Consider the following 22,974-nt stretch of genomic DNA (forward strand, 5'->3'; position numbering starts at 1 on the left):
CCAGATTACCACGTCCTGACGGGACCTGTATCAATATGAACGAAATTACTGTGTGGATAGTATCCTACCCCTCCCGCTTTCATTTTCAGAGCAGCCTTGCAGATACGACTAAGCTCAATACCTTCAATATGAAAATCCATCGCCCGCCCGCGAGTATGGTAACTCTGTTTAGCCACGCCTTTACTTTGCTTGCGCAACTGATTGTTGGTTACCAGTGAACGGTAACCAGAAATAAGTTGTACAGGCTTATTAATCTCTATCATCATTTGCAGCAAATAAATCTGATCAAATAATTTAGGATCGATAGTCTTAACGCTATTTTGACGGTAATCTCGAAACAGATGATCCAAGCGGGCCAGCTCTTCTTTGTTGTAACGATAGCCGTCAAAAAATTCGGCTTTAATCGTTTCACCCGTATGTAAGTTGTCAAAACGTAAAATTCGTGGGCGTGGAGTGGCCAGAGTGGCAAAAGTATGCCCCGGCAACAAACTCAAACCTAAAGCAGCGGCTCCCGCACTAAGCCACTTACGGCGATTATGATCGATAATATCCATGAAGAAACATCTACCCAAATTATAGAAAAAATAGGCCAACAGGCAATTGGTCACTGGTCAATATGACAATTAATAACAAAAATTAGTTGCATTTAGTTTTGTAAAGGTAACAACTTTGACAAAAACTGGGCACCTTGTCTCACACTATTGTCGTAATCATAAATATCGGTACGGTACTGAGGTACCCCCTGCTCATCTACCCAAGCAGTTAAATAATGCAAATAAACTGGAATACGCTGTGGGATGTTAACATAAACGGTATTGCCCTGTTTCAGGGTATTATTCACTTTACTCTGATGCCAACCTACATCTTCCAATAACATACTTGCTAATTCTGAAGCCTTGTTAACCCGTACACAACCAGAGCTGATCGCTCGGATGTCTTTGTTAAACAAGTTATGGTTCGGCGTATCATGCAAATAGATAGCATCAGAATTTGGCATATTAAATTTATAACGGCCTAATGAGTTAGTCGGCCCCGGAGCTTGCCATATTCGATAAGGAAAGTTAGCAGGCGTAATCACGTTCCAATCAATAGTGTAAGGATCGATTACACTGGCATCAGCACGCCAATTTGAAAAGATAACGTATCCTCGCCGTTGAAAATATCCGGGATCATCAACTGCTCGTGGTGCGATATCTTTTCTTGCCAGGCTAGTTGGCACACTCCAGGGAGGATTAATCACCACATTATTCAGCACACTACTCATAATGGGTGTCTTCCGGCTTGGGCGACCAACGATCACTTTCGAGTCCAACACTTCCTGATCATTAAGATAATAATGCAATGAATAATCGGGAATATTGACCATAATTCCTGTGGACACATCTCCTGGGATAATACGTAAACGCTGGATATTAAGCGCCATCAATCCTGCTCTGGTTTGAGGCGAAGTATTTAGCCAATCTCTTGTGCGTTTACCGATTACACCATCCGGAGCCAACCCTTGCCAATGCTGAAAATTTTTTACCGCAGTCACCAGTTCAGGATTGTAGATATGATCTGATTGAGCTGTCAGTTCGTTCAACATACCAAGACGAATAAGTATTTCCTTCAACACAGCAACATCAGCGTTATTCTGTCCCGGTTTTAGCACACTTTTACCAGAAAGCTGTGGCCACGGTTTACTATCAGCCAGTTGTTTCATCATCTCCTTGCGCATATTTTCATATTGCGGATGTTGTGGTGCCAGTGCAGCGACATAAGCGGCCACATTATGATCGATAATAGCTTGCTGCCACTGATCTATAACGACTGGTGAAGGTAATACAATTTTGTATGGTATTTTGTATGGTACAGTGCGATAGAGCCAGCGTTGGCCCTGGTGGCCGACATCTGAGACAAATTGTAAATAACCTAGCATAGCATCCGATAAGATGAGATCACGTCCCATCTGACTCAATTGAGCATCATTGAGTTCAATCAGCCATTGACCAAATTGAGGCTGAAACCCAGCCAATGCCAGTTCTGAAAGTTGCTGTTCAAAGCGTTGAACCGCGATTTTATCTTGCCACAAAGGTTGCATCTGGTTAGAGGAGTACAAACTAACCAATCGGTCAAAGAAAACCGGCTTAATTTTTGCCGGTAACCAGCTTCGCAGCATTTTACGGCGTTCTGTTTCTGAAATTGTAGCAGTTTGAATTTGTACGCGTTCAGGTGTTGTTGTCTCAGATATCTTTTCAATCTGCATCTTTGGCAGATTTTGAATATCACCTTCAATAAGCCTATTCTGATGATTAGCTAAAGCATATCCAGCTATTATCGATATGCTACAAATAACCAAAATACACAGTGGCTTTATCGCTCTTTTTACCATATCAACATCCCCACCTTCAGAACATTCTCATGAGTTAATTTTAATTATGACAAACTCAAACTCTAATCAAAGAAAAACAACAAGTTATTTACATTGTAAACTATTTACCTACAAAGGAAATATAATAAGCCATCGCCAACCCACCAAACCAAAAAGACGCCAAATCACCTCGTCTATACCTTATATGCATCGCGACGGCAAGGGAGTGAATCCCCGGGAGCATAGGTAACTATGTGACCGGGGTGAGTGAGTGCAGCCAACAAAGAGGCAACTTGAAAGATGACGGGTATATCCAAAGCATTCAAACCGCTTTCTTAATTCAGCAGAAAGACCTACCTGATAACAGGCAGGCCCTTAATTCAACGCTATTCCTACGATAATTTCTGATTTACTACATCTGCTTACTACAACCTGACTGGTTTCCTACAGCGCGACTATCATGATGAAGAAGTGCTATCACATGAGGAAGTACCATATGCAGCGAGAAATGACTGAACAGCGATAGCAATTCGCTGAGATTTCTCCTCTGGAGTAGGTAAACCAATGCCCAAAGTAGCCTTAAGCCTTGGCGTTCCAATGATGCCATCGATAAACACCTCCGCGGAGATTTTCGGGTCTACTATGCTCAATTTTCCTTCCTCCATCTTTCGTACCAGATATTCAACAAGAAAATTTACTATCTTTTTGACCCCTTTTTCATAATAGATTTTACCTAGTTGCGGAAAACGTTGGGCCTCCAGAGTGACTACCCGATAATTCGCAATCATTGTTTCTGAAAGAATTACCGAGAAAACTTCCTCTGCAAAAATGGTTAACGCTTTCCCAATATCGGGTTCGGGATTCATGGTCTTGTCAAGACCGCCTTCAACTTCTTCTATTCTCTGCCTAACAACAGCGACTAACAGCTCTTCTTTAGAAGGAAATCGACTATAATAGGTTCCCTTCGAAGCATTAGCACGTTTCGCCATCTCATTGATACTGGCACCATCAAAACCCCGTTCTGCAAATACTTGAGCAGCAATTTTTAACAGCTCGTTAACTCGTTCTCCTGAAATTCTAGAGTACGAACGGGTTCTTTTGTGATCTGTTTGGGCTTTAGGTGTATTTGTCATGTAAAAAAACCTAAATTTTTATTGGTACCGAACGGTACGGTATACTATTATTAAGACTATAGCAGTAACACAACCCGATGGCTGTGATCAAATGGTCCTAGCCAGCTACAGTCACCATGATTCTTTCAGAATCACATCGTACTACTTATGGAGAAAAAAGAAATGAACGTTGGAATAATTGGCTCAGGGATTGGTGGAGCATGCCTGGCACATGGCTTGCGCAAAAACGGAATAAAGGTGAAAGTCTATGAACGAGGCTCTGCTACATCATCCATACTTCCCGGTTATGGAATTTACGTCGATACATTCGGTCAGCAAGCAATGCAGGAATGCCTCCCAGAAACCAACTGGCTAAGCTTTAAAAAGATTTCAAAGCCTGTTGGTGGACAGACAAGATTCTATGATGAACATCTGCATCTTCTTCTCGCAGCTCAGAGAGATATTTACCAAGAAAATGGGGAAATCATTACCGAGGATCGGATGTCAATTAGCAGATCTGAACTTCTAGAAGTACTCAATGAGGGACTCTCAGATACCGTTCAATGGAACAAAACGTTCGAGCGTTATGAACACATGCCAAGCGGTAAAATCAGGCTTTTTTTCACAGATAAAAGTCACGAAGATGTCGATGTTCTTATCGGTGCAGATGGAAGCAATTCAAAAGTACGCAAGCAGTACCTCCCCGCGATAAAAAGGCTGGATATTGGCGTCACGCTCACCGTTGGACGTGTGCGCCTTACCCAAGCTCTTGCTGACTCATTGCCTCCCTATTTGCTGGATGGTTCGCCCAACAATATTGTGCCGAAAAGCCCCGGTGGATTGTTTGTCTCTCTATGGCGTGCTCCAATCAATACTCAGGTAAAAGCCACATCGACAGAAATTGGCGATTTTGTCATGTGGGCCTATGCAGCAGCAACGAACAGCTATCCGAATACGATTACTGATTTTCCTGCGAAATCTCTGTGTGATCTGATCTGCTCCCGCATTGCTTCATGGGACCCAAATCTGCATACCCTGATTAAGCAAAGTGATATGGAAAACCTCTCTGTGATTCCGTTACGCAGTATGGATCACCTCTTACCCTGGCGTTCCAGCGCTGTCACGCTACTTGGTGACGCTATTCACAACATGACGCCAATGGTCGGAATGGGAGCAAACATAGCGCTTCGAGACGCACTTTTGCTCACACAAACCCTGACTCGGGTAGCATCCGGTCATGAAGATTTAATCAAAGCGATTTCAGATTATGAACAACAAATGCGGACATATGCGAATGAGGCGGTTGAGATTTCATTACGTACCGCGTTAAATGCAGCCGATCGTTCGATGATCAAGCGAATACTATTTCGAACTGTACTTCGGGTTGCACAAACTTTACCGCCAATAAAGCGAGTGCTATTCCCGATAACAAAATCTGCGCAACACCAGGGAAAAATAAAATTAGGTACTACACACTCTTTGAGTAGTACGCAATAAAGAAGCTTTCACTTTACCGCCAGACAACTTGAATAAACGATTAGCAAAGCATTTGCGGTAATATTGCGTCGGCTCAAGAATAGCGTCTGGTTTTGGTAAACCAGTGAGAACCTCTTTTTGAAAAATAAAGACTTGATAAGGCAGAATCGATTATTTACCATCGTATCGGCCGGAATATCTTTGTCTAAAAAATATAATAAAAATCCACGCCCGGATTATTTGGTAGGTTTTTGCCAAATTTACAATGGCTTAACCCTATACTATCCGGGCCATAAAAACTTAAGGGAATTATGCGTTTGTAAATCTATTAATTCTGTCATTTATAATATCCAGATAATTAATGAAAATAATTAAAAATCAATTATCATTCTTAGCTACAAACATCAATGTTCAGCAATATTTAATCATTTAACCTGGAATATCATTATCTTAAAAATAACAAACATTCCATTAATAGAATCAGATAATGAATTATAGATAAATTTATTATCATTATTATTCTTATATTTTCATTATTATTTCCATCACATCTTTGTCATTAAGCGCTCAGAGGATAATCGGCCCGCAAGTTTTTCTTAGCTCATTCAACACATTCTCACGACATGTATCACACGTTTCTAGTTTCCATATCCCGACTGATTTTCATCAGTTAATCCCAACATTAAACAGAGGGCATAGATAACGACTGCTCAATGGCATTCTCAATGCCAGACACCGCGGTAACCACCAGCATCAACATACCACCGATCATGAGGATCGAAGCGAACAGAAACCCACGCGTCACGATCTGGACTTTAATGATCGTTTCATCCAGCCAGTGCCGGGCGAACTTTGCCATTGATTGATCAAATCCCTGTAGCCGCGACAACAGCCGCAGATAACTGATCGCCTCGTTATCAGGAAAACGGTAACCGGTATCGCGCAACGCCTCACCAAAACCGGCTCCCATTGAGATGTGTTCAAGCGTGGCCGCGATACGCACATACAACCAGCGTGAACCCGCCTGTTCCAGCAACAATTCTAACGCAGATTGCAACATCATCCCTGAGCGGATCAACAACGACACATTCAGTATGAACATACTGCCATGAATCGTTCGATACAGTGACCACGGTGGAAACCGGTCAAGCCCCGTTCGCAATCGCCCCCCAAGAAAAGGTAACGATAATGCTACTAATATGAACAATATCACCAGAAATATCAGTGAATAGAGCCCATAGTCATTAACAAATGTCCCCATCAAATATAGGGTATAAGCCGCACCATCCCAGGTTTCTGGCTTAGAAACCGCAGCCAATTTCGGTACCAGACTGCCTGCTACAATGTGCAACAATACACATATCATCCCAATGAGCACCGCAGGATAAATAGATGCACCAATAACCGCACTACGGATCTTACTACCCGCTTCGATCATGGCGATCGCATCCATGAAAGCACTACGTATATCACCGGAGCGCTCACCCGCGGCAATCACCGCCACTTCATTAGGACCAATCCATTGCAGCAAACTCTCTGACAAAGTGCTGCCCTGGCTCACAGATTCATAGCAACTACTCAACACCAACGCATAACCACCATTAGGCTTATGGCCTTCGTCGCTGGCAATATTGTACATTTCACGTAATGCATCAATCAGCATGACACGATTCTCTAGCATCATAATCAGATGCTCATAGAAACGGACCCGCACTTTCTTACTGAACTGTATCTTCGCCATTCGATAATTCAGTCTGGCAACAAAATCGGTCATTGACATAGCGTTTTACTCGATTTGATAGCTCACCGGGACAATCGGCCCCATCACACGCTCTCCGGCACGGGGATCAATCATTCCGTCATTTATTTTGCGAATAAGTGCATCGATCTTACTGATACCGCCCATCTCCATAATCCAATATCGGGTTGCCTCATGATGATGACCGGTTCGATAAGCTTGCATTAAGCCAGGAGAAGTCTGAACCACTTCCGCCACGACGGTTCGGCCCACAGTGCCACACTGTTTGCAATAGTCACAGCCCTCCCCCTGTAGACAAACCGATTCCGGCTGACAATAAAGATTCAGCCGTTTCAGCAAACGCTCGGAGACTTCTTGCTCATGCCCTTGCAGGGGAACTTTACAATGAGGACATAACACCTGAATCAGCGCTTGGCTGACCAAACCAATCACCAGCCGCGAATCCATTAATAGCGACGCCATCACCGCCTCATCCTGCAAGCGGGGCAAAATCGCTAAAGCATCGTTTGCATGTATCGTGGTCCAAATAAGATGGCCGGTCATGGCGGCTCGGAAAGTCATCTTTGCCGTCACTGCATCGCGTATCTCACCGACCATAATGACATCAGGATCGAGTCGCATTGCATCAGCGATTGCCATTGCCCATTCTTGCTCGATAACCACGCTATCACCCCGATCGCCGGTGATGGGCGATTGATTAGCCCCTTCAATCTCATATTCGGGAGGGTCTTCAAGTGTCAGCAGATGAATGCCGGCCTGCTCGGTTATCATCTTCTGCATCACGACTTTCAAAGTGGTGCTCTTGCCGCTACCCGTCGCGCCGGATAGCAGCACCACACCGGCCCGATGGTCCATCAGCTCTTCCAATATCTGACACTGTTCCGGCAAATAGCCAAGATCGCTTAGGGTGCACACGGTACCGGGGCTATCCGCGTACAGCAATCGCAACACCATTAACATGCCACGATCAAGGGGACGTGTGTTAATCCGTGCCCCAGAAAGCCCGCACTCGGCAAGAAATTCATCCTTCATTCGCGCACGCTGTGCTTGCATCGGCTTAAACGTCGGCTCCGCCACATCACACATACTTTGGTAAATCGTCGCACACAGCCGCAATCCTTCCTCCGGGCGCAACTGTCCCACTGGCCGTAAATAACCATCAATACGGCAACGGATCTCACAATAATTATGACGAGCGACAATATGTAAATCCGACGCGCGTTCCTCAGTGGCTTCGCCAATTAAGCGAATGATATAACGCTGAACATCGGATTCCGTTCCGCCTAACCCATGACTATGATTGTGGCTTTTGTTAAGACGGTATAATTCCAATATGCTCCCCATTCCACAGGTGACAATCTGATAGATGAAACCGTGTCTTTTAACCGTTTCCTCATAGGCCAGCACATGGGGATCAAGGCGATGGGAAGCAGACACCGCCAGCACACACTGCCCCTTTTGCAGAGGCAACTCAATCAGACAGATCAAACTACGGTTCGCTAACTCGATTTCAAGTGCACCGCTCAGGGCGGATAAAACTTTTGCGCCCTGCCTGACCATACACAGCAGATCGGAGCTTGTTATTTCCATAGGAAACCGCCTACTCAGCAATTAACGACTTAACGGCAACGGTGGCGCTACCATAAAATCAAGACTATCCAACAACGATGCATCGTTAGTTGCGGTAAGGCCCACGTCATAGCATCGTCCTTGTTTAGCAAAAGTCACCACCCCCGTATTAATGCGGATCACCTTATAACCATTCGGTAACCAATCACCCGCTTTCACATCCATAATGCCCCCCAAACGAAACCGGAGCGTGGCAATCAACCCACCGTTACGTCCAAAGATTGACTTAACTAAAGGCAAATCGTTATTAACAGCACTGCCTCTATTCACGATTCTGGAAATTTTATCGAGTTCAGCCTGCGCATTTGCCCTTGCAGTTTCGGCTCTAAGTAACATCAAATCTGTCTGTAATTTCTCCAACTGCGCCGCAACGCTATTGTTCGCCGTCACCTCTGACAATACCGGTTTCTGTGCAACAGGTTTCGCTTGAATTGCTGAACGCTCAGTGGATGATACTTGTGCATATGCCAACGAAAATACCGGCACCATCAACAGACTGATCATAAACTGACTAATTTTTTGCATAGAAAACTCCATTGAGTTCCCACTGAGGAAAACCATCAGCTAACACCACTTTGGCACTAGTGACCCTCAATCCAGGAAAAGGCTTACCTGAAAACAAAGCATCTGGAGGTAACTGAGAAGAGAGCGTCCAACTATAAGTCTGCCAATCGGGATTGGCCCACACCTGTGTCTCTCCCTCTGCTCTGGGAGGCGGTGGTGGTGGCAAAACGGAAGCACTCTCAGTCAAAACCGGAGGGGGCAAATCTAGCGCCTGAAAATAAGAGATCAATTCAATCAACGCCTGATCGGACGACTGCAATACATCATCATTATCTGCCTGATCCTCACTCTGCTGCTCAATCGGTATCAATACCTGTGCCTGTTCTCCCCCATTGGAGATCACCGGACCAGCCCGGAAAATATTGATGGCAGCAACCTGAAAAATATTGATCGGCATGCCTTCATGACGTTGATAACTCACGGAAACTGTATCAGTATCCAAACTTATCGATTCAACCTGCCAACCTGCCAGCGACAAGGGCACTCTGGCTAACACTCTCTTCCATATAGAGAATTGCCGTGCCATTTGCGGTTGTGCAAGCCACGGATGCGGTGGTAGGGTTTCCACCACCTCACGGGGTAAATCCGGCACTTCCACCACCCTATTCTGCTTATAGGTATGCCACATCCACCAACCGCCCCCCAACAAAAGTGTTAAACCGGTGGTCATGGCAAAGAGCTTAATTTGATACTTCGACATTTCACCGGTTAAACTTTCTAGCTGACCGACAGACTTTTTCAATATCGATTTCGATAATAGCTGCTCTAATGGCATCTCCGGCCACAGCGATTCAAACTCCTTCGGTGCATAGATGGCATGCCACACCCCATTAGCGTCCTCTACTAACTGCACCGTCTCACGCAACTTCGTCTCGATCTCTTCGCGCGTTCCGATCAAATCACGTCCAGCCATGATTGCACCCTGATGTACTGCCACTAACGCATAACACGCATCAGACAAACGAAACGCGCCGATCCAGTTAGATTTATCCACCACTTTAGCCAAAACAGCAGCCAATGAATAATAACCGGGTTCTCCTGCCTCCTTCGGCGCATAACCAACCTGAACACCTCGTCCAACACGATGGCGAACGGCCAGGGTAAACCCCGCTGCAATCCCATTTCTGCGCATGTTAGCCCGCGCCAGTACAGCTACCGGTGGCCGCCAGATGATGCCAGCCACCAGAGTCTTACCATATAACTTGATTTGCATGACATGCTCCACGCCTATTTCGGTCATCTTTTAATCTACCACTATAGGCGTAATCATGACCACGATCACATTATGATTCCTTTTACCCTGACGGCTCCCTCCCAAGAGCTGATTATCCGGGCTACCTAAACCACTGCGATCACTGGTATCTGACTGTTGCTCGAACCCTGATAACACCAGCGTTTCACCTGAATGCAGCCGTACCTTCTGACTGAATGCGCGTAAATCTATCGTCGGCAACTGCACCTGACCGGTCTCTTCCTTGCCAAATTTCTCCAGCCTCTTTAAATCGCTCAAGCTAATGTTGTACTGCAACAATATTTGCTTATCAGCCATAGCATAAGGCAGCATCAACATATTAAAACCCGTCGTCACTGTTGCGGGCTCAATCCCCACCGAAGTACCGACTTGTGGCGTTGAAGTATTGGAAATGGATGCAACATAACCGGTCTGAGTTGCCACCTGCATCGGTACTGCCTGCAAATTCAACGTAGTCACCGAGGGTTGAGTCACTATGGATACTTTGCCTTGCGCTGATAACGCCTTAATTAGCAAAGCGCTGTCACTGAATGGTCCTTTGAGGATATGAATATTGGTACTGACTCCGCCGTCATCAATAACACTATTCCCACTCTCATTACTCAATCCTATACGAGCACTTTTATAAGCTAGCGACCAATCGACACCATACTGATCAGCACGATCGAAAGTCAGATTCAGGATCTTGACATTAAGCACCACCTGCGTGGTCAGCAATTTATTCTGTTGATCAATGTAATCCTTAATCCTATCGAGTACTTCGGGCGAATCGGTTACCGCCAGCGATGCTGTCGCCATTGATAGCGTTAGCTTACCTTCCCCCGGCGTCAGCATGGCTGATACCGTTTTTTGGATCTCATCCATCACCGAACGGGTCAAAGAAGTTGCCAGGGTTTGAGTACTACCGCTATTACCACTATCGCCCTCACTTACGCCACTACCGAACGTCGCACTCGTCGTCGCGGTCACGCTGGAAGACAATGCATCCGTACCCGGCAATGCATATATTTGAAACACCCGCGTCTCTGTTTTGAAAATATGCACTGCACCATTATGTACTTTCCAATGCAAACCGGACGACGAAACAACCGAATCGAGCAACCCCACTAGCGATCCATGCCAATTCACATGAATTTTCAACACTTCCGGCTCCCCCTCTCCAGATACCGGCTGTGTGCCTGAATTGACCACCACAACACCTCGTTCACTCCCTCTTTCACCCGATGCCGAACCGGGATAGACAGCAAGCCGGGCATCGGCGCTGATCACCACCGGTACACCGCAAATACGTTTGATCTTATCTGCAAACTCACCCAAGGTAATTGGCTCAGCTTCCTCAAGGGTCAACCGGCAAGAGACGGTTTCACTCTCCTTCTTCGAGGGGATCTCCTTAGTTGACACCCAATAACCATGTTCATGCACATGTACCGACATTGCGGCGGCACTATTACGTAATCCTTTAATAATCTCAGTCGCTTGCGCCATCTCGGTATCTGCCTGCTGATCGACCTTCTCGATTGCTGCACAACCTGACAGTCCAGCGGCTACGCAGGGCAACAACAACCATCTGTAAAACGTCAAAAACTGAATAGCCATGTTATTACCCCTGAGCCTGTACATGGACAAGCCGCTGTTCCTGATAAATATCGACGCTGAAAGGACGATTCGCCATTGTGTAAGCGTCGAACAACGCACTCACCGCCTGAATGAACGTGCCACTGAAACGCAGATTAGCCCGGATCGGAAAATCATAGGAGGCATCCCACACCACCTCATAACCGGACCTACTGGCCCACACTTGTATAACATCACGCAGCGTTTGCCCCGACGTTGCTGTCCACACTACCGCCAGAGGAACCGATGTTGGCACTGGTGTGGCGTAAACGGCGACATTTGACAGAGAGACAAGCGCCATAAAAACAGATGCGATTAATTTATTCATCGATCTTTCTCCAAAGGAAAATCAGCAGCCAAACAACCCATTAATGGGTCAGTTGCCCAAAGAAAGCCCGCTTGCGGAATAGCAACCACAATATTTCCACCAGCTACAATATTTCCACCAGCGCCCCGTCAGAAACAAATTCCCGAACATCACCCGGTAATCGTCTGGCAAGTTGGTTTTCTATGCGTTTTCCCTTGCCATCGATAAGCCAAGAGCCACGCTTGAAACCGATTTGATCGGGTTCTGCTCCCCATCTCAGCAATTCCGCGAAAGCCCCGTGCAACAACACATTGTCACCGGCACTGATATTTTTGCGGAAAATATAGACATGAGCCCCTGAAATAAATCCCCCCCAGAGACATTGACTGGAAAAATTGTCACACCAAGCATCGGTGTTTACCCACTCCATATGCAAAGTGGTTAATGCCTGCTGCATATTCCGACGCCTGACCTTTCCTTGAGCATGATGATCAAGTAATTGCACACCGGCTGAAGCATAACTACGAAACAGCGCTGCGACATCGGTCCTGGCACGCACTGACTGCACACGCACTTCATGCAACAACTGACCAAAAATCAATTGCATAAAAAACACAACGACAACGCTAACAATCGCTAATGGCCACATTCTCGTTCTCCTGCAAATTTAAAAACGTAAAAATCCACCCACCAGAAAAATCAACATTGAACACAGCCAATCAGCCGTTCCCTATACCCTGTATTCCGTACTCTATTTTCCGTCCTCTATCTTTCCATACTCCGTCCTCTGCCTTCTGCCCTGCGGCATCTTTCCATTGCAAAATTGGGATACCAAAACCCGCATGCTGGCAAATCAACAACTCTCCCTGTTTACTCATGGATACACTACCTAACGCTGGACATCCCCCACCGGCAAAACTGCCTGTTTTCGTACTTATCACCAAGTTATTACCAACAACCACGTTTTTATCTGCATGAACATCACCGGCAGCCAAGGTGCCTTTCCTCGCGGGATTAGCATTACCATCCAAAATAAACAACGTGCCATGTGTTGGATTAACAACCATTGCACCATCATTACCTTGCGCGATATAAGATTGTTTTTGCTGAAAACGGGAAGCGAAAGCGACCTTATTCACCCCCTCAACCATACCGGTTCCTTGCATCGACAGCGTATCGACCTGATCAAGGCGATTGCCACTCATGTTGATGCTGGTCTCCATCTTATTCCACTCTGGATGCCCATCTATTTTTTGCCGATGAAGCAAATCACCGGCCAAAGTACCGGGACCATAAGTTGATGTATCTCTAACAAATGGGGCGTAAAAAATGCGCCCAATTTCAGTAGGTTGTTGATTGAAAAAACCGGCAAAAGATTCCGGTACATTGACCTGACCATAACTGTTCCAATAAGTGACTGGATTGTTACTGTCACGATCTTGGTAATCGAGATAGAGGCCGCCAACGCCAATCAATTGCACGATTTTCATTGCATGTTCCGCCACATCCGGCTGTTTTCCGCCTTCTATTGCTGGAACGGTGTAAATCAGCGGATCGATGCGTTTTTTGCCATTAGGCAGCACAACGACACGTAATACGCCATCATATTTCTGACCAAGCGGATTGACCGTATTTTGATCCAATCCGGGTGGCAAATAAGGGCGCATCTCCGCCCAATGGATTGGTGCCGACGTGGGCCCATGAGTTAAAGCGGTGTAATTATTATTGACATAATCCACCACGGCATCGCCGAGGTGCTGGATTTGCCCGGCTACCACCTGATTTACCAACATGTCACTCTGCCTATTCAGATAAATCACACCAACCACCATCATTGACGCCAGTACCATGAGTGCAATCGTCACTTCCAACAGAGTGAAACCGGCATTACGGCGGCGTATCATCAATACAGATACAGACTTACCATCATGCATAAACAGCCCTTCTTATTTATAAAGCAGCACCACGGCTAGCTACCGATGACAAAGCGCGACAATTAATCCAGCCACTGCCAGACCCGGCCCGAAAGGTATCTGTGGTGTTTTAATTCTGCGTAACCACCGCATTGCCAGATAACTTACCAGCGTGAACTCCACCGCCAGCAAAATCACAACTGGAAGCGCTTCCAACCCCAGCCAGGCACCGAGCGCCGCCAGAAACTTGGCATCTCCCATGCCTAATGCATCACGCCGAGTCAATCGCCGGGCGATCCACTCAACCAGCCGGAAAAACAGATACCCACAAACTGCGCCAACGACAGCCAAAGGCAGCGCGACAAAACCGGCGGATGGCAAATTAAACAGCAACCCTAGCCATAACAAAGAAAGTGTCAGTTGATCGGGCAGCAGCAGATATTCGAAATCGACTACCGCCAGTACGACCAACATCGAACTGAGCACTAAAAACCCCAACAACGAATAACTCCACCCCAACTCCAAAGCCAGTAAGGAAAAGAGCACCGCTACCGCGCCTTCAACCAGTGGATAACGTATAGAAATCACACCTTTACAGTATCGACAGAGCCCTTTTTGGTGCAAATAGCTCAACAGGGGAATGATATCGCGGGCCGCTAACACGTGGCTGCAACGTGGACAATGGGAACGGGGAAAACAGAGATTAAAGCTGGCAACCTCATTATTGATTTCAGAGAAAATCATCATCGGCAGGCGACAGATCACCACATTAAGAAAACTTCCGACGCACAACCCTAGCAACCCTGATGCCAGCACCAAACACCCAGTAGAAGATTGCAACCACCCTATCATCATGATGATCTCCCGGCAGATTCAGCACACAACGATTGGATAAGGGAAACAACAACAGAACCAGAGAAACCAGCTACTTCCCTCACCAAGAAAATGCAGCTTGAAAAGCCTTCACTAAGCTTGCCAAGCCACACGTCATATCAAGACATCAATCAACGTCCTAACTGGCAGAAACCAGCGTCACGGTATTCTCATCATTGGCATTACATGCCGCTTCAATTTGCGCCAAAGTCGAATCTGATTTAATTTCCGTGGCTGACTGTTGCCCTTTCCCACCTCCACCACCCACGGTCATTTTCGACCAACCCGCCACTCGCAATTTCAGCGAAAGTTGCTGGCAAGCCTCATCAGGCACATTTTGATACTCAATCTTAAAAGTCTGAGCGGTGGTATCTCCCGGAGAAATGGTTACCTTGCCATTCCAACTATTAAAAATAATCCCGGACTTACCATCCTGAGTCATATTGGTCGGCACCACTTTGTAATTAATAGCAATTTTGTTATCCAAACTGTCATAGCCTTTGGCACCATTTTTAATTGACTTCAAATTTGCGGCCATCTGAGTAATATTCGACGATTCTGTTGAGATTTCCGAAGCCCGAAACAACTTACCAATCCCCGCGGCGGCGGCGGCTAATATCACAATACCAACAATCATCACAACTAATGCTTCAATCAGCGTAAAACCTAATTGACGCTTGGCACCACGCAATACATTGACTTTCTTATTCATGCTGACAACTCCAAAATCGAAAAATAGATGTGTTACAACTCGTTCTTAAGAACTTTTGCCGATGAATCACTCACATACTTACAAAAGAAATAAAACATTTACGTTATGATTTCGTTGATAAAAATATTTATAAAACTTTAATATTTCATTATGAAATTAATACTATAAGTTATCATTTAGAAAATAAAATTGTTTAAATCGTTCAAAAATCACGCAATTGATCGATAAAAACTATCAAATTTATTAATTTAGATCGCAAACATCGATTAAAACTAATGATACAGCTCATTAAAAAATCAATGGATTTTATTCTGCCAATCAGCGGAAAATAACAATTTGTAAATATTTTTTATATATAAAATTAGCTTGTTGTTAAGACTTACTGTTGTACCAAGCTGTCACAGATCACATTTTCGTAAAAATAGGACATACAACAGCGTTCTTTGCTAAAGAAAAACACCTTTCAATAACCAAGGCTTTTTTAAATGCCGACAAAGAATTTTTGCTAGTTATTTATCCAGAAAGTCTATCGAGAAAGGCAATAGGGAATTAAATATTCAATTAAAGCCAAATAACACTAGCTCATCTTTTAAATAACAGAACAAAATACACATCATGATCATAAGTTGATCAGATAAATAGAAAATAACGCTATTAATTACCTAACCTGAATTACAAAAACAATATATATCCTATGATCGCGACGGCAAGAGAGTGAATCCCCGGGAGCATAGCAAACTATGTGATCGGGGTGAGTGAATGCAGCCAACAAAGAAGCAACTTGAAAGATAACGGGTATATTTAGTGTGATCTGCTTTCTGATAATAATCCAATTCATTTGGAAAAAAATATGAATTGGATTCTAAAATAAAAAGTTCATTTAGTGGAATTTCATTTAACTCTTGTAAATAATATACATTTGTTTCTATATGAAAAAATTCTCGTAAAAACATGAAAAATATATGTGGTTCGGCACTTCCAGAAAAAATTCCTGTTGGCGAATGATAAGAAATATCCAAGTTAAACGTATGAAGCTCATTAGTACATATATTATGATATTCCATCCAATAAACAAGTGCATTAAAGAAACAATCATATGGACCTAAATGTTCAAAATAATTACCTATAAAATCAATATGTTTACTCATCTATTCACCTTTAATATTTATTTAATTCTGCTAAATTAACATACACTTGATCATATAATCTTCCCATTATATGACGATCAAACGTTACTCCGCGCTTTTTGGCATTCTCTCTCATTTTCATACGCAGAATTTCATCTTGAATAAGAAGCTGACAAAAATCTCTTGCTTGTTGATATCCAGTACACAAAAAACCTGTTTCTCGCAACAGCAATTCCTTGATGTACCATTTTTATATATTGAATTGCCAGATGATTTACAAATTTATCTGTTATTACACGTAAGTCAATATCAGAACCATCATCAATAATAACTACCTCAAATGGAGCTTCCGTTGCCTCTTGATTTACAAGGGATTGTAACGTAATCTCAAGACGTTCTGGCTTATTCCTCGTAATGATAAGAACACTTGCATATACCTGATACATTATACATCCCTCCTTTCTCAACCTTCTCTCAACTACCAGTGCTGGAATATGATTTTAATCCCAATTGCCAAATTATCCTTGATAGGATTAAGAAAAAAATCGAAATGAAAACTGATATTATCCCTAATTCCCATCCAACATTTCCAATTAACGCCATAGCAGCAGGATTCGCAATTAATGCCAGAGGAACCATCATCTTAAAAATAAAACCGAACCCTCCATTAAAGATATCAATAGGAAAACGCGCAATAATAATATTATTTAAAAACAAAGAATCTCTGTGTTCGTTGCTAGGCCACCAAAACGAAGTAGCAGTCCAAATAAACCAAATACTATAGTACGTTATCATTCCAGTCAGTAAAAACAAAATATACAGAAGTAAATTGATAAAATGAAAGCTGAATGAAGCAGAATAATATCCATACATAACAATAAACACACCGCTGATTGTGTTTGTTAATTGTGGGAAGTCAATTCTCCTAAAAGATGCATAAAATTGAGAATCGATTGGCTTGGTCAAATAAGTATCAAGCTTTCCTTCTATAATATCATCTTGAAGCTCCCCCATATTGTTTATCAATAATCCCATCATCACAGAATCAATAATGACGTAAGTACCCAGTAATATAATTATATCTTCCCATGCCCAGCCTGCAATACTATCAACATGCCCATAAATGGCTTTAAAAAGAATAATAGGGACCAAAATCCATAATAATGACGAAAAGACTGCTGCGATAAAATTAGGACGAAATTCCATATCTTGTTGCAGACTTAACATCAGAATTTTTTTCATAAGTTTTAGATATCGAAACATGTTACCCTCCTACCTCTACATACTTTTTCAATCCTTGTTTCCAAACTATCCTTCCTAAAAAGAAGAATATAAGACACCAAATAGCCTGTATGATTAATCCAGATATCACATTGATCTCATCCATATCAGTAAGTAATACTCTTAACGGGAAATATGCAAGATATGGAAAGGGAGTTTTATCAATGACTGCGACAATATTTGAGGGAAGAATATCTATTGGGAAAAATATTCCAGCCAAGCTCATGATAACTATTTCCTTCACAAATAAAATCATATCTGCCTTTTGAGTCCAAAAGACATAGCAACCAATCGTCCAAGATACTAAAAACCACAAGATACAAGACAGGATAATAGACAAGAAACCCAAAAATAGATTATAAACAGATAGTTGGAAATCAAAATAACTTCCAAATATAACCGTCAACAATACGAGTGGAACAGCGCCTAAGATAACATTAACCAATCGATCTCCGATCATTTCCCAAAAATAATAGATTTGCACATCTACAGGTTTTAGTAATAGAGTACTAAGGTTTCCTTCATGAACTTGCTCATGCAACTTCCAATCAATTGCATACCATACAAAATAATTAATAAGCCTGGCACCGATAAAATACATAACCAACTCAGAAAATGTATATCCCTCCAACGTATCACCATTTACATAAATGGCCTTCCACAAGAAAATCATTGCAATCGCTGGAATTAACGCTTCAATAATCATATAAAATACACTAAAACGATATTCAATGCCCTTTTGCCAAGTGATATAAGAAACATGTAGATATTTTCTTATCGACAACTTATTAACCATATAGACCTCCATCTCAACTCTTGAGGTTTTTTATTTTTATTCGTCTTTCGAATACACCTTAGAAATGATATCTTCCATTGATAACTCTTCCACATTTAGATCTTCGACTAAGAATTTTTCTAGAATATTTGCTACTGTTTGTGGTACTCTTTCACGGTCAATTCTCAGTGTAACTTCTAAATCATCTTGATTCGTAATTTCACCGAATAGTTCAAGTTCCCCATTAGTGACCGCATTCTTTAATTTCATCTTTATATATTTATAGCGACTAAATGAATTAATGATATCAATCGTTTTTCCATCATAAATAATAACGCCCTGATGAAGAATGATCAATCGATCACACAATTCTTTTATATCTTCAAGATAGTGACTTGTTAACAAGATCGTCGCTTGATAGGTCTTATTATACTCCCGCAGAAAAGCTCTAATATTTTTTTGAGCAAAAATATCTAAACCAATCGTTGGTTCGTCCATAAACAAAATTTCCGGATTATGCAATGTTGCACCAATTAATTCCATTTTCATTCTTTCTCCTAACGATAGCTTTCTCGTTTGAACCTTCAACAAATCTGTAACATCCAACAATTCTGAAAGTTTATTTACTCTGTTATTAAAATCATTTTTGGAAATATTATAGATATCTTTAAGCAGGCCAAAATAGTCCATAGGTGGCAAATCCCATATCAATTGAATTTTATTCCCCATCACCATAGAGATTTTGTTCCGGTATCTCAAAGAACGCTCCCAAGGTACTTCCTCCCAAACTATAGCCGTTCCACTTGTTGGTGTAAGTAATCCACTTAACATTTTAAGCGTGGTTGTTTTTCCAGCCCCATTGAGACCAATTACCCCTACGAATTCACCTTTATTAATTTTTAAAGAAATATTATTAACAGCACTGTTATATTCATATTTCCTATTAATTAATGACTTAATTGAACCCATAAAACCGGGTTCTTTTTCATGATATTTATACACTTTGGTTAAATTTTTTACATCTATTATTTGCATGATTTTTATAATGAATGCCTTCCGTTTACAAAGCTTCTGTTAATGTTGACATTGACGGGTAGATTACAACTTTATCATCTATGATACGACCTTCCACGAACCTTGATGAAATCCGCTGACTCACACCTTTATTTGTCTGACGAATTTTAAACCGATCAGAAGCAAACCCCGTTCTTACCTATGTTTAACATCATTTACTGCTGCTCATAAAACTTTTCTACATTCACCCTTTATTAAGCGTTAATGTTTACCTGATATCAGATTAAAAGAGTCTGACACTGGCGTAATCTTTCTGGTACATCTAGAGTTATGGGCAAGGATCCTCCACATTATCCGCCCCAACTTATTAACCATCCCCACTACACTAATAGTAACACTGATTGATTCACATTCTCTAAATTCCGCATTTATTCACTAACACACAATAACTTTACTCTTCTCCAATTAATTATTGAAGATAATACCCCAACATGCGCCAATATTGTGAGCTATCGCAGATTATATCGATTAAACAAGAGTCCTCTGTTAGCAAAACGGGCTAAATAGCTATTCAAAATAATAAATCACATGAAGGGAACTCAGTCTGAATTGAGCGATCTGATTAATTACCAGATCAAAACAAATCTCTAACCGGAAATAATGCAGAAAACGACTCACAAAACATGGGATAAACATCATGATGATGTCCTGTGCCAGCGCAGTTTTGCTGTGAGGTAACCGTACTGGGCGACTGTAGCAAATACTACGTAAGACAATTACCCTGAATCATCGGTGTCGCACCGTGTAACATGTTCCAATGTACCACCTTGGAGCAAGATGCTTTTTGAATCCGAGCCATAATTCATAAGTAAATCAAATATCGATAGATTAGGAATAAAACCTTCATTTTCATAACATTGTGTATAAATAGGACAATTCCATTCTATTGGCCTTATACTTATATCATTCTTTTCAAAAAGTTGACGATCTAAATAATTTTCATACCCATATTTACCAGCAATATACTCTGTTGCTCCTATGATCTTGCAAATATCAATTAACAAATCGTTTTTCATGCTACATAATCCCAGCACTGAAGACTTTATGACCATTACATCTGACTTCAAAAAATTAATAACCCACTTTAGCATGATATAATTTATTTCAGATACGTGTATCCACTCTCTTCGGTATACCTCCTCTAAAAATGGGAATATATCATTAAAATACATTGCTGAATTATAGTTATCATAAAATCCCTTTATACCCAATAGATTTCAAGAAGCATCGCGACGGCAAGAGAGCGAATCCCCGGGAGCATAGATAACGATGTGACCGGGGTGAGTGAGTGCAGCCAACAAATAGGCAACTTGAAATCCATAGGGTATAGAACATAATGTTATCAGGCATGGTCCTCAAGTAAGCTATCCTGCTTTTGCGATGGATAAAGAAAAAAAAGAGATAAAGGAACGCGGGGGAATTGTTAAAGCCGTTGCTGAACCCGGCGAATTTCCGGTTGCTATCGTCAGTAAAGGGAAATGGACAATTGCCAATAATATCGATGAACTGGAGCAATTCTATAATAGTATTGGCGCAAAAATGAAAGCAAGCTGGAAACCCGGCGCTGGAAATCCCGGATTCGTTTCCAATCCACAAAAACCAGGAATGGCCCGATTTAGCCGGAAAAGATAAAATAAATTATTATTACGTCAACAACATCCTGCAAAATAAAGAGGATTTTGGCCTATTTTATGTCACTCAACATTACACATGGGAAATCTTTAATACATAAAGATCTAACAGAATTTCCTGAAATTGAAGCAGAGATTTTGTTGCTGCCTAAATAACACTTCAAAATAAGTAATCATCTGGAAAGAACTCAGACAAATTTTTGCGATCTGAACATCCAAGATTAACGGAAATATAAGTAATCGATATTTTGACAAAAGGATTATCATTATTCGAATGCAAGTTAAAAACTGATTGAAATGAATGGCTTTCATAAAGTAGTTGTTGTAAATATAATATTTTCTCGTTTTTCCTTTTCTGATATTTGATTCTTTAGGCTCTTCTATTAATGCATTCGGTAAAGATTTGCCTGAGAAAATATGGGAAGATGTTTTTTGTAGCTTGGTAGAAATACTATAAATGGTAATGACTAACTAATAAGACAGAGAAACAGATTGTGGCAAAGAAAGAAAAACGGCCTCACCATGACGGATTATTCAAATATTTTTTAACGCAGCCTGAAACGGCCAGAGAGTTTCTATCCCTTTATCTGCCCGAAGAAATCCAGTCGTTGTGTGACTTAGCTACATTGAAACTGGAGCCCGGCAGTTTTGTGGATGAGCATTTACGTCAACTGCACAGTGATGTGTTGTACTCGGTCGAAACGGCCCGGGGACAGGGCTATATCTATTGCCTGATTGAACATCAGTCCACCCCTGACCCGTTAATGGCCTGGCGGCTGATGTATTATGCCATGTTAGCCATGGCGGCTCACCTGAAAAAAGGCCATACTGAACTCCCGTTGGTGGCACCTCTGCTGTTTTATCATGGTGAGATTCGGCCGTATCCTTACTCAAACCGGTGGCTGGATTGTTTCACGCTCCCCGAACAGGCGGCTCGCTTATACCGTCAGGCGTTTCCGTTGGTGGACGTCAGTGTGCTCAGCGATGAAGAGATCCTGACGCATAAAGGGGTAGCCCTGATGGAGCTGGTGCAAAAACATATTCGCTGCCGGGATATGCAGGAATGGCTCCTCCAATTGGTGGAACTCTTGAATGCGGGGTATAATACAACTGAGCAGCGCAATGTGGTGTTACGCTATATTTTACTGAATGGACATACGCCGGATCTCTCACAATTTGTCCATCAACTGATTGAACAATCTCCGGAGCATGAAACGATGTTGATGACTATTGCAGAACAGCTTGAACAAAAAGGGCTTGAGCGAGGTATCAAGCAAGGCATTGAGCAAGGTATTGAGCAAGGTATTGAGCAAGGCATTGAGCAGGGTATTGAACAAGGTATTGAGCAGGGTATTGTGCAAGGCCGAGAGGAAGGCCGAGCGGAAGGTAAACTGGAAACGGCTCGTGCCTTATTACGGCATGGCGTGAGTTTGGACATTATTGTCACCAGTACCGGACTGAGCCGGGATAAAATTGAAACGTTAAAGCATTAAATTAATCTTCTCTTTGTACAGCAAAATGCCGA

Annotated in this window: 23 protein-coding genes; 4 read left to right on the top strand and 19 right to left on the bottom strand. The window is 42.6% G+C overall.

All coding sequences use genetic code 11. The features are described from left to right. Positions 1-5: 5 nt before the first annotated feature. Both AACQ38_RS07155 and ldtD read right to left on the bottom strand, forming a co-directional pair. Positions 6-554 (bottom strand): YcbK family protein, encoded by a 549-nt coding sequence (locus AACQ38_RS07155; RefSeq protein WP_011146027.1) that lies wholly within the window; start codon positions 552-554, stop codon positions 6-8. Positions 555-646: 92 nt separating this feature from the next. Beyond that, positions 647-2,371 carry a L,D-transpeptidase gene (gene ldtD, locus AACQ38_RS07160; RefSeq protein ID WP_165577769.1) on the bottom strand — a complete coding sequence of 575 codons (1,725 nt, stop codon included), beginning with the start codon at positions 2,369-2,371 and terminating at the stop codon, positions 647-649. A 233-nt stretch (positions 2,372-2,604) separates the two neighbouring features. Here ldtD and AACQ38_RS07165 point away from each other — a divergent pair, with 233 nt between their 5' ends. After that, a complete protein-coding gene (locus AACQ38_RS07165) occupies positions 2,605-2,751 on the top strand; it encodes a hypothetical protein (RefSeq protein WP_158536424.1) in 147 nt (48 codons plus the stop codon). A gap of 57 nt (positions 2,752-2,808) precedes the next feature. On the opposite strand, the gene AACQ38_RS07170 is transcribed toward AACQ38_RS07165, so the two are convergent. Next, the gene (locus tag AACQ38_RS07170; protein WP_109791464.1) at positions 2,809-3,483 is read right to left on the bottom strand and encodes a TetR/AcrR family transcriptional regulator; all 675 of its coding nucleotides are present in this window, start codon (positions 3,481-3,483) and stop codon (positions 2,809-2,811) included. 162 nt (positions 3,484-3,645) lie between these two features. On the opposite strand from AACQ38_RS07170, the gene AACQ38_RS07175 reads away from it, so the two are divergent. Next, entirely contained in the window at positions 3,646-4,959 is a 1,314-nt protein-coding gene (locus AACQ38_RS07175) for an FAD-dependent oxidoreductase (RefSeq protein ID WP_165577770.1), read from the top strand. A 661-nt stretch (positions 4,960-5,620) separates the two neighbouring features. On the opposite strand, the gene AACQ38_RS07180 is transcribed toward AACQ38_RS07175, so the two are convergent. The 16 genes from AACQ38_RS07180 to AACQ38_RS07255 form a co-directional block, all read right to left on the bottom strand. Then, positions 5,621-6,712, bottom strand: a complete 1,092-nt coding sequence (locus AACQ38_RS07180; RefSeq protein WP_339367035.1) for a type II secretion system F family protein — start codon at positions 6,710-6,712, stop codon at positions 5,621-5,623. A 12-nt stretch (positions 6,713-6,724) separates the two neighbouring features. Beyond that, positions 6,725-8,287 carry a GspE/PulE family protein gene (locus AACQ38_RS07185; RefSeq protein WP_011146023.1) on the bottom strand — a complete coding sequence of 521 codons (1,563 nt, stop codon included), beginning with the start codon at positions 8,285-8,287 and terminating at the stop codon, positions 6,725-6,727. 21 nt (positions 8,288-8,308) lie between these two features. Further along, entirely contained in the window at positions 8,309-8,851 is a 543-nt protein-coding gene (gene pilP / locus AACQ38_RS07190; RefSeq protein ID WP_011146022.1) for a type IV pilus biogenesis protein PilP, read from the bottom strand. Beyond that, positions 8,838-10,130, bottom strand: a complete 1,293-nt coding sequence (gene pilO2 / locus AACQ38_RS07195) for a type 4b pilus protein PilO2 (protein WP_011146021.1) — start codon at positions 10,128-10,130, stop codon at positions 8,838-8,840. The genes pilP and pilO2 overlap by 14 nt, the downstream gene beginning before the upstream one ends. 3 nt (positions 10,131-10,133) lie before the next feature. After that, entirely contained in the window at positions 10,134-11,738 is a 1,605-nt protein-coding gene (gene pilN / locus AACQ38_RS07200) for a PilN family type IVB pilus formation outer membrane protein (protein ID WP_109791461.1), read from the bottom strand. Between the two features lie 4 nt (positions 11,739-11,742). Further along, entirely contained in the window at positions 11,743-12,084 is a 342-nt protein-coding gene (locus tag AACQ38_RS07205; protein ID WP_011146019.1) for a toxin co-regulated pilus biosynthesis Q family protein, read from the bottom strand. A 103-nt stretch (positions 12,085-12,187) separates the two neighbouring features. Beyond that, a complete protein-coding gene (locus tag AACQ38_RS07210) occupies positions 12,188-12,712 on the bottom strand; it encodes a hypothetical protein (protein WP_011146017.1) in 525 nt (174 codons plus the stop codon). Between the two features lie 70 nt (positions 12,713-12,782). After that, a complete protein-coding gene (gene pilV / locus AACQ38_RS07215) occupies positions 12,783-13,997 on the bottom strand; it encodes a shufflon system plasmid conjugative transfer pilus tip adhesin PilV (RefSeq protein ID WP_242685532.1) in 1,215 nt (404 codons plus the stop codon). Positions 13,998-14,036: 39 nt separating this feature from the next. Then, complete coding sequence (locus AACQ38_RS07220) at positions 14,037-14,831, bottom strand: prepilin peptidase (RefSeq protein ID WP_011146015.1); 795 nt, start codon at positions 14,829-14,831, stop codon at positions 14,037-14,039. A 157-nt stretch (positions 14,832-14,988) separates the two neighbouring features. Then, positions 14,989-15,561, bottom strand: coding sequence for a type 4 pilus major pilin (locus tag AACQ38_RS07225; protein ID WP_165577772.1), 573 nt, complete (start codon positions 15,559-15,561; stop codon positions 14,989-14,991). Positions 15,562-16,253: 692 nt separating this feature from the next. Next, complete coding sequence (locus AACQ38_RS07230) at positions 16,254-16,709, bottom strand: hypothetical protein (RefSeq protein ID WP_165577773.1); 456 nt, start codon at positions 16,707-16,709, stop codon at positions 16,254-16,256. 131 nt (positions 16,710-16,840) lie between these two features. Beyond that, positions 16,841-17,134 (bottom strand): glycosyltransferase family 2 protein, encoded by a 294-nt coding sequence (locus tag AACQ38_RS07235; protein ID WP_165577774.1) that lies wholly within the window; start codon positions 17,132-17,134, stop codon positions 16,841-16,843. 28 nt (positions 17,135-17,162) lie between these two features. Further along, positions 17,163-17,951 (bottom strand): ABC transporter permease, encoded by a 789-nt coding sequence (locus AACQ38_RS07240; protein WP_165577775.1) that lies wholly within the window; start codon positions 17,949-17,951, stop codon positions 17,163-17,165. Position 17,952: 1 nt separating this feature from the next. Continuing rightward, positions 17,953-18,765, bottom strand: coding sequence for an ABC transporter permease (locus AACQ38_RS07245; RefSeq protein WP_242685533.1), 813 nt, complete (start codon positions 18,763-18,765; stop codon positions 17,953-17,955). A 36-nt stretch (positions 18,766-18,801) separates the two neighbouring features. Further along, a complete protein-coding gene (locus AACQ38_RS07250) occupies positions 18,802-19,779 on the bottom strand; it encodes an ABC transporter ATP-binding protein (protein WP_165577777.1) in 978 nt (325 codons plus the stop codon). Between the two features lie 755 nt (positions 19,780-20,534). After that, positions 20,535-21,029 carry a WbqC family protein gene (locus tag AACQ38_RS07255; RefSeq protein WP_207631803.1) on the bottom strand — a complete coding sequence of 165 codons (495 nt, stop codon included), beginning with the start codon at positions 21,027-21,029 and terminating at the stop codon, positions 20,535-20,537. Between the two features lie 169 nt (positions 21,030-21,198). On the opposite strand from AACQ38_RS07255, the gene AACQ38_RS07260 reads away from it, so the two are divergent. Further along, positions 21,199-21,450 (top strand): hypothetical protein, encoded by a 252-nt coding sequence (locus tag AACQ38_RS07260; RefSeq protein WP_242685534.1) that lies wholly within the window; start codon positions 21,199-21,201, stop codon positions 21,448-21,450. 493 nt (positions 21,451-21,943) lie between these two features. Next, positions 21,944-22,942: an Rpn family recombination-promoting nuclease/putative transposase gene (locus AACQ38_RS07265; RefSeq protein WP_165577779.1), complete on the top strand. Its 999-nt coding sequence runs from the start codon at positions 21,944-21,946 to the stop codon at positions 22,940-22,942. Positions 22,943-22,974: the final 32 nt, after the last annotated feature.

This window comes from Photorhabdus sp. RW14-46, assembly GCF_963887965.1.
In the GTDB taxonomy this organism is placed as follows: domain Bacteria; phylum Pseudomonadota; class Gammaproteobacteria; order Enterobacterales; family Enterobacteriaceae; genus Photorhabdus; species Photorhabdus laumondii.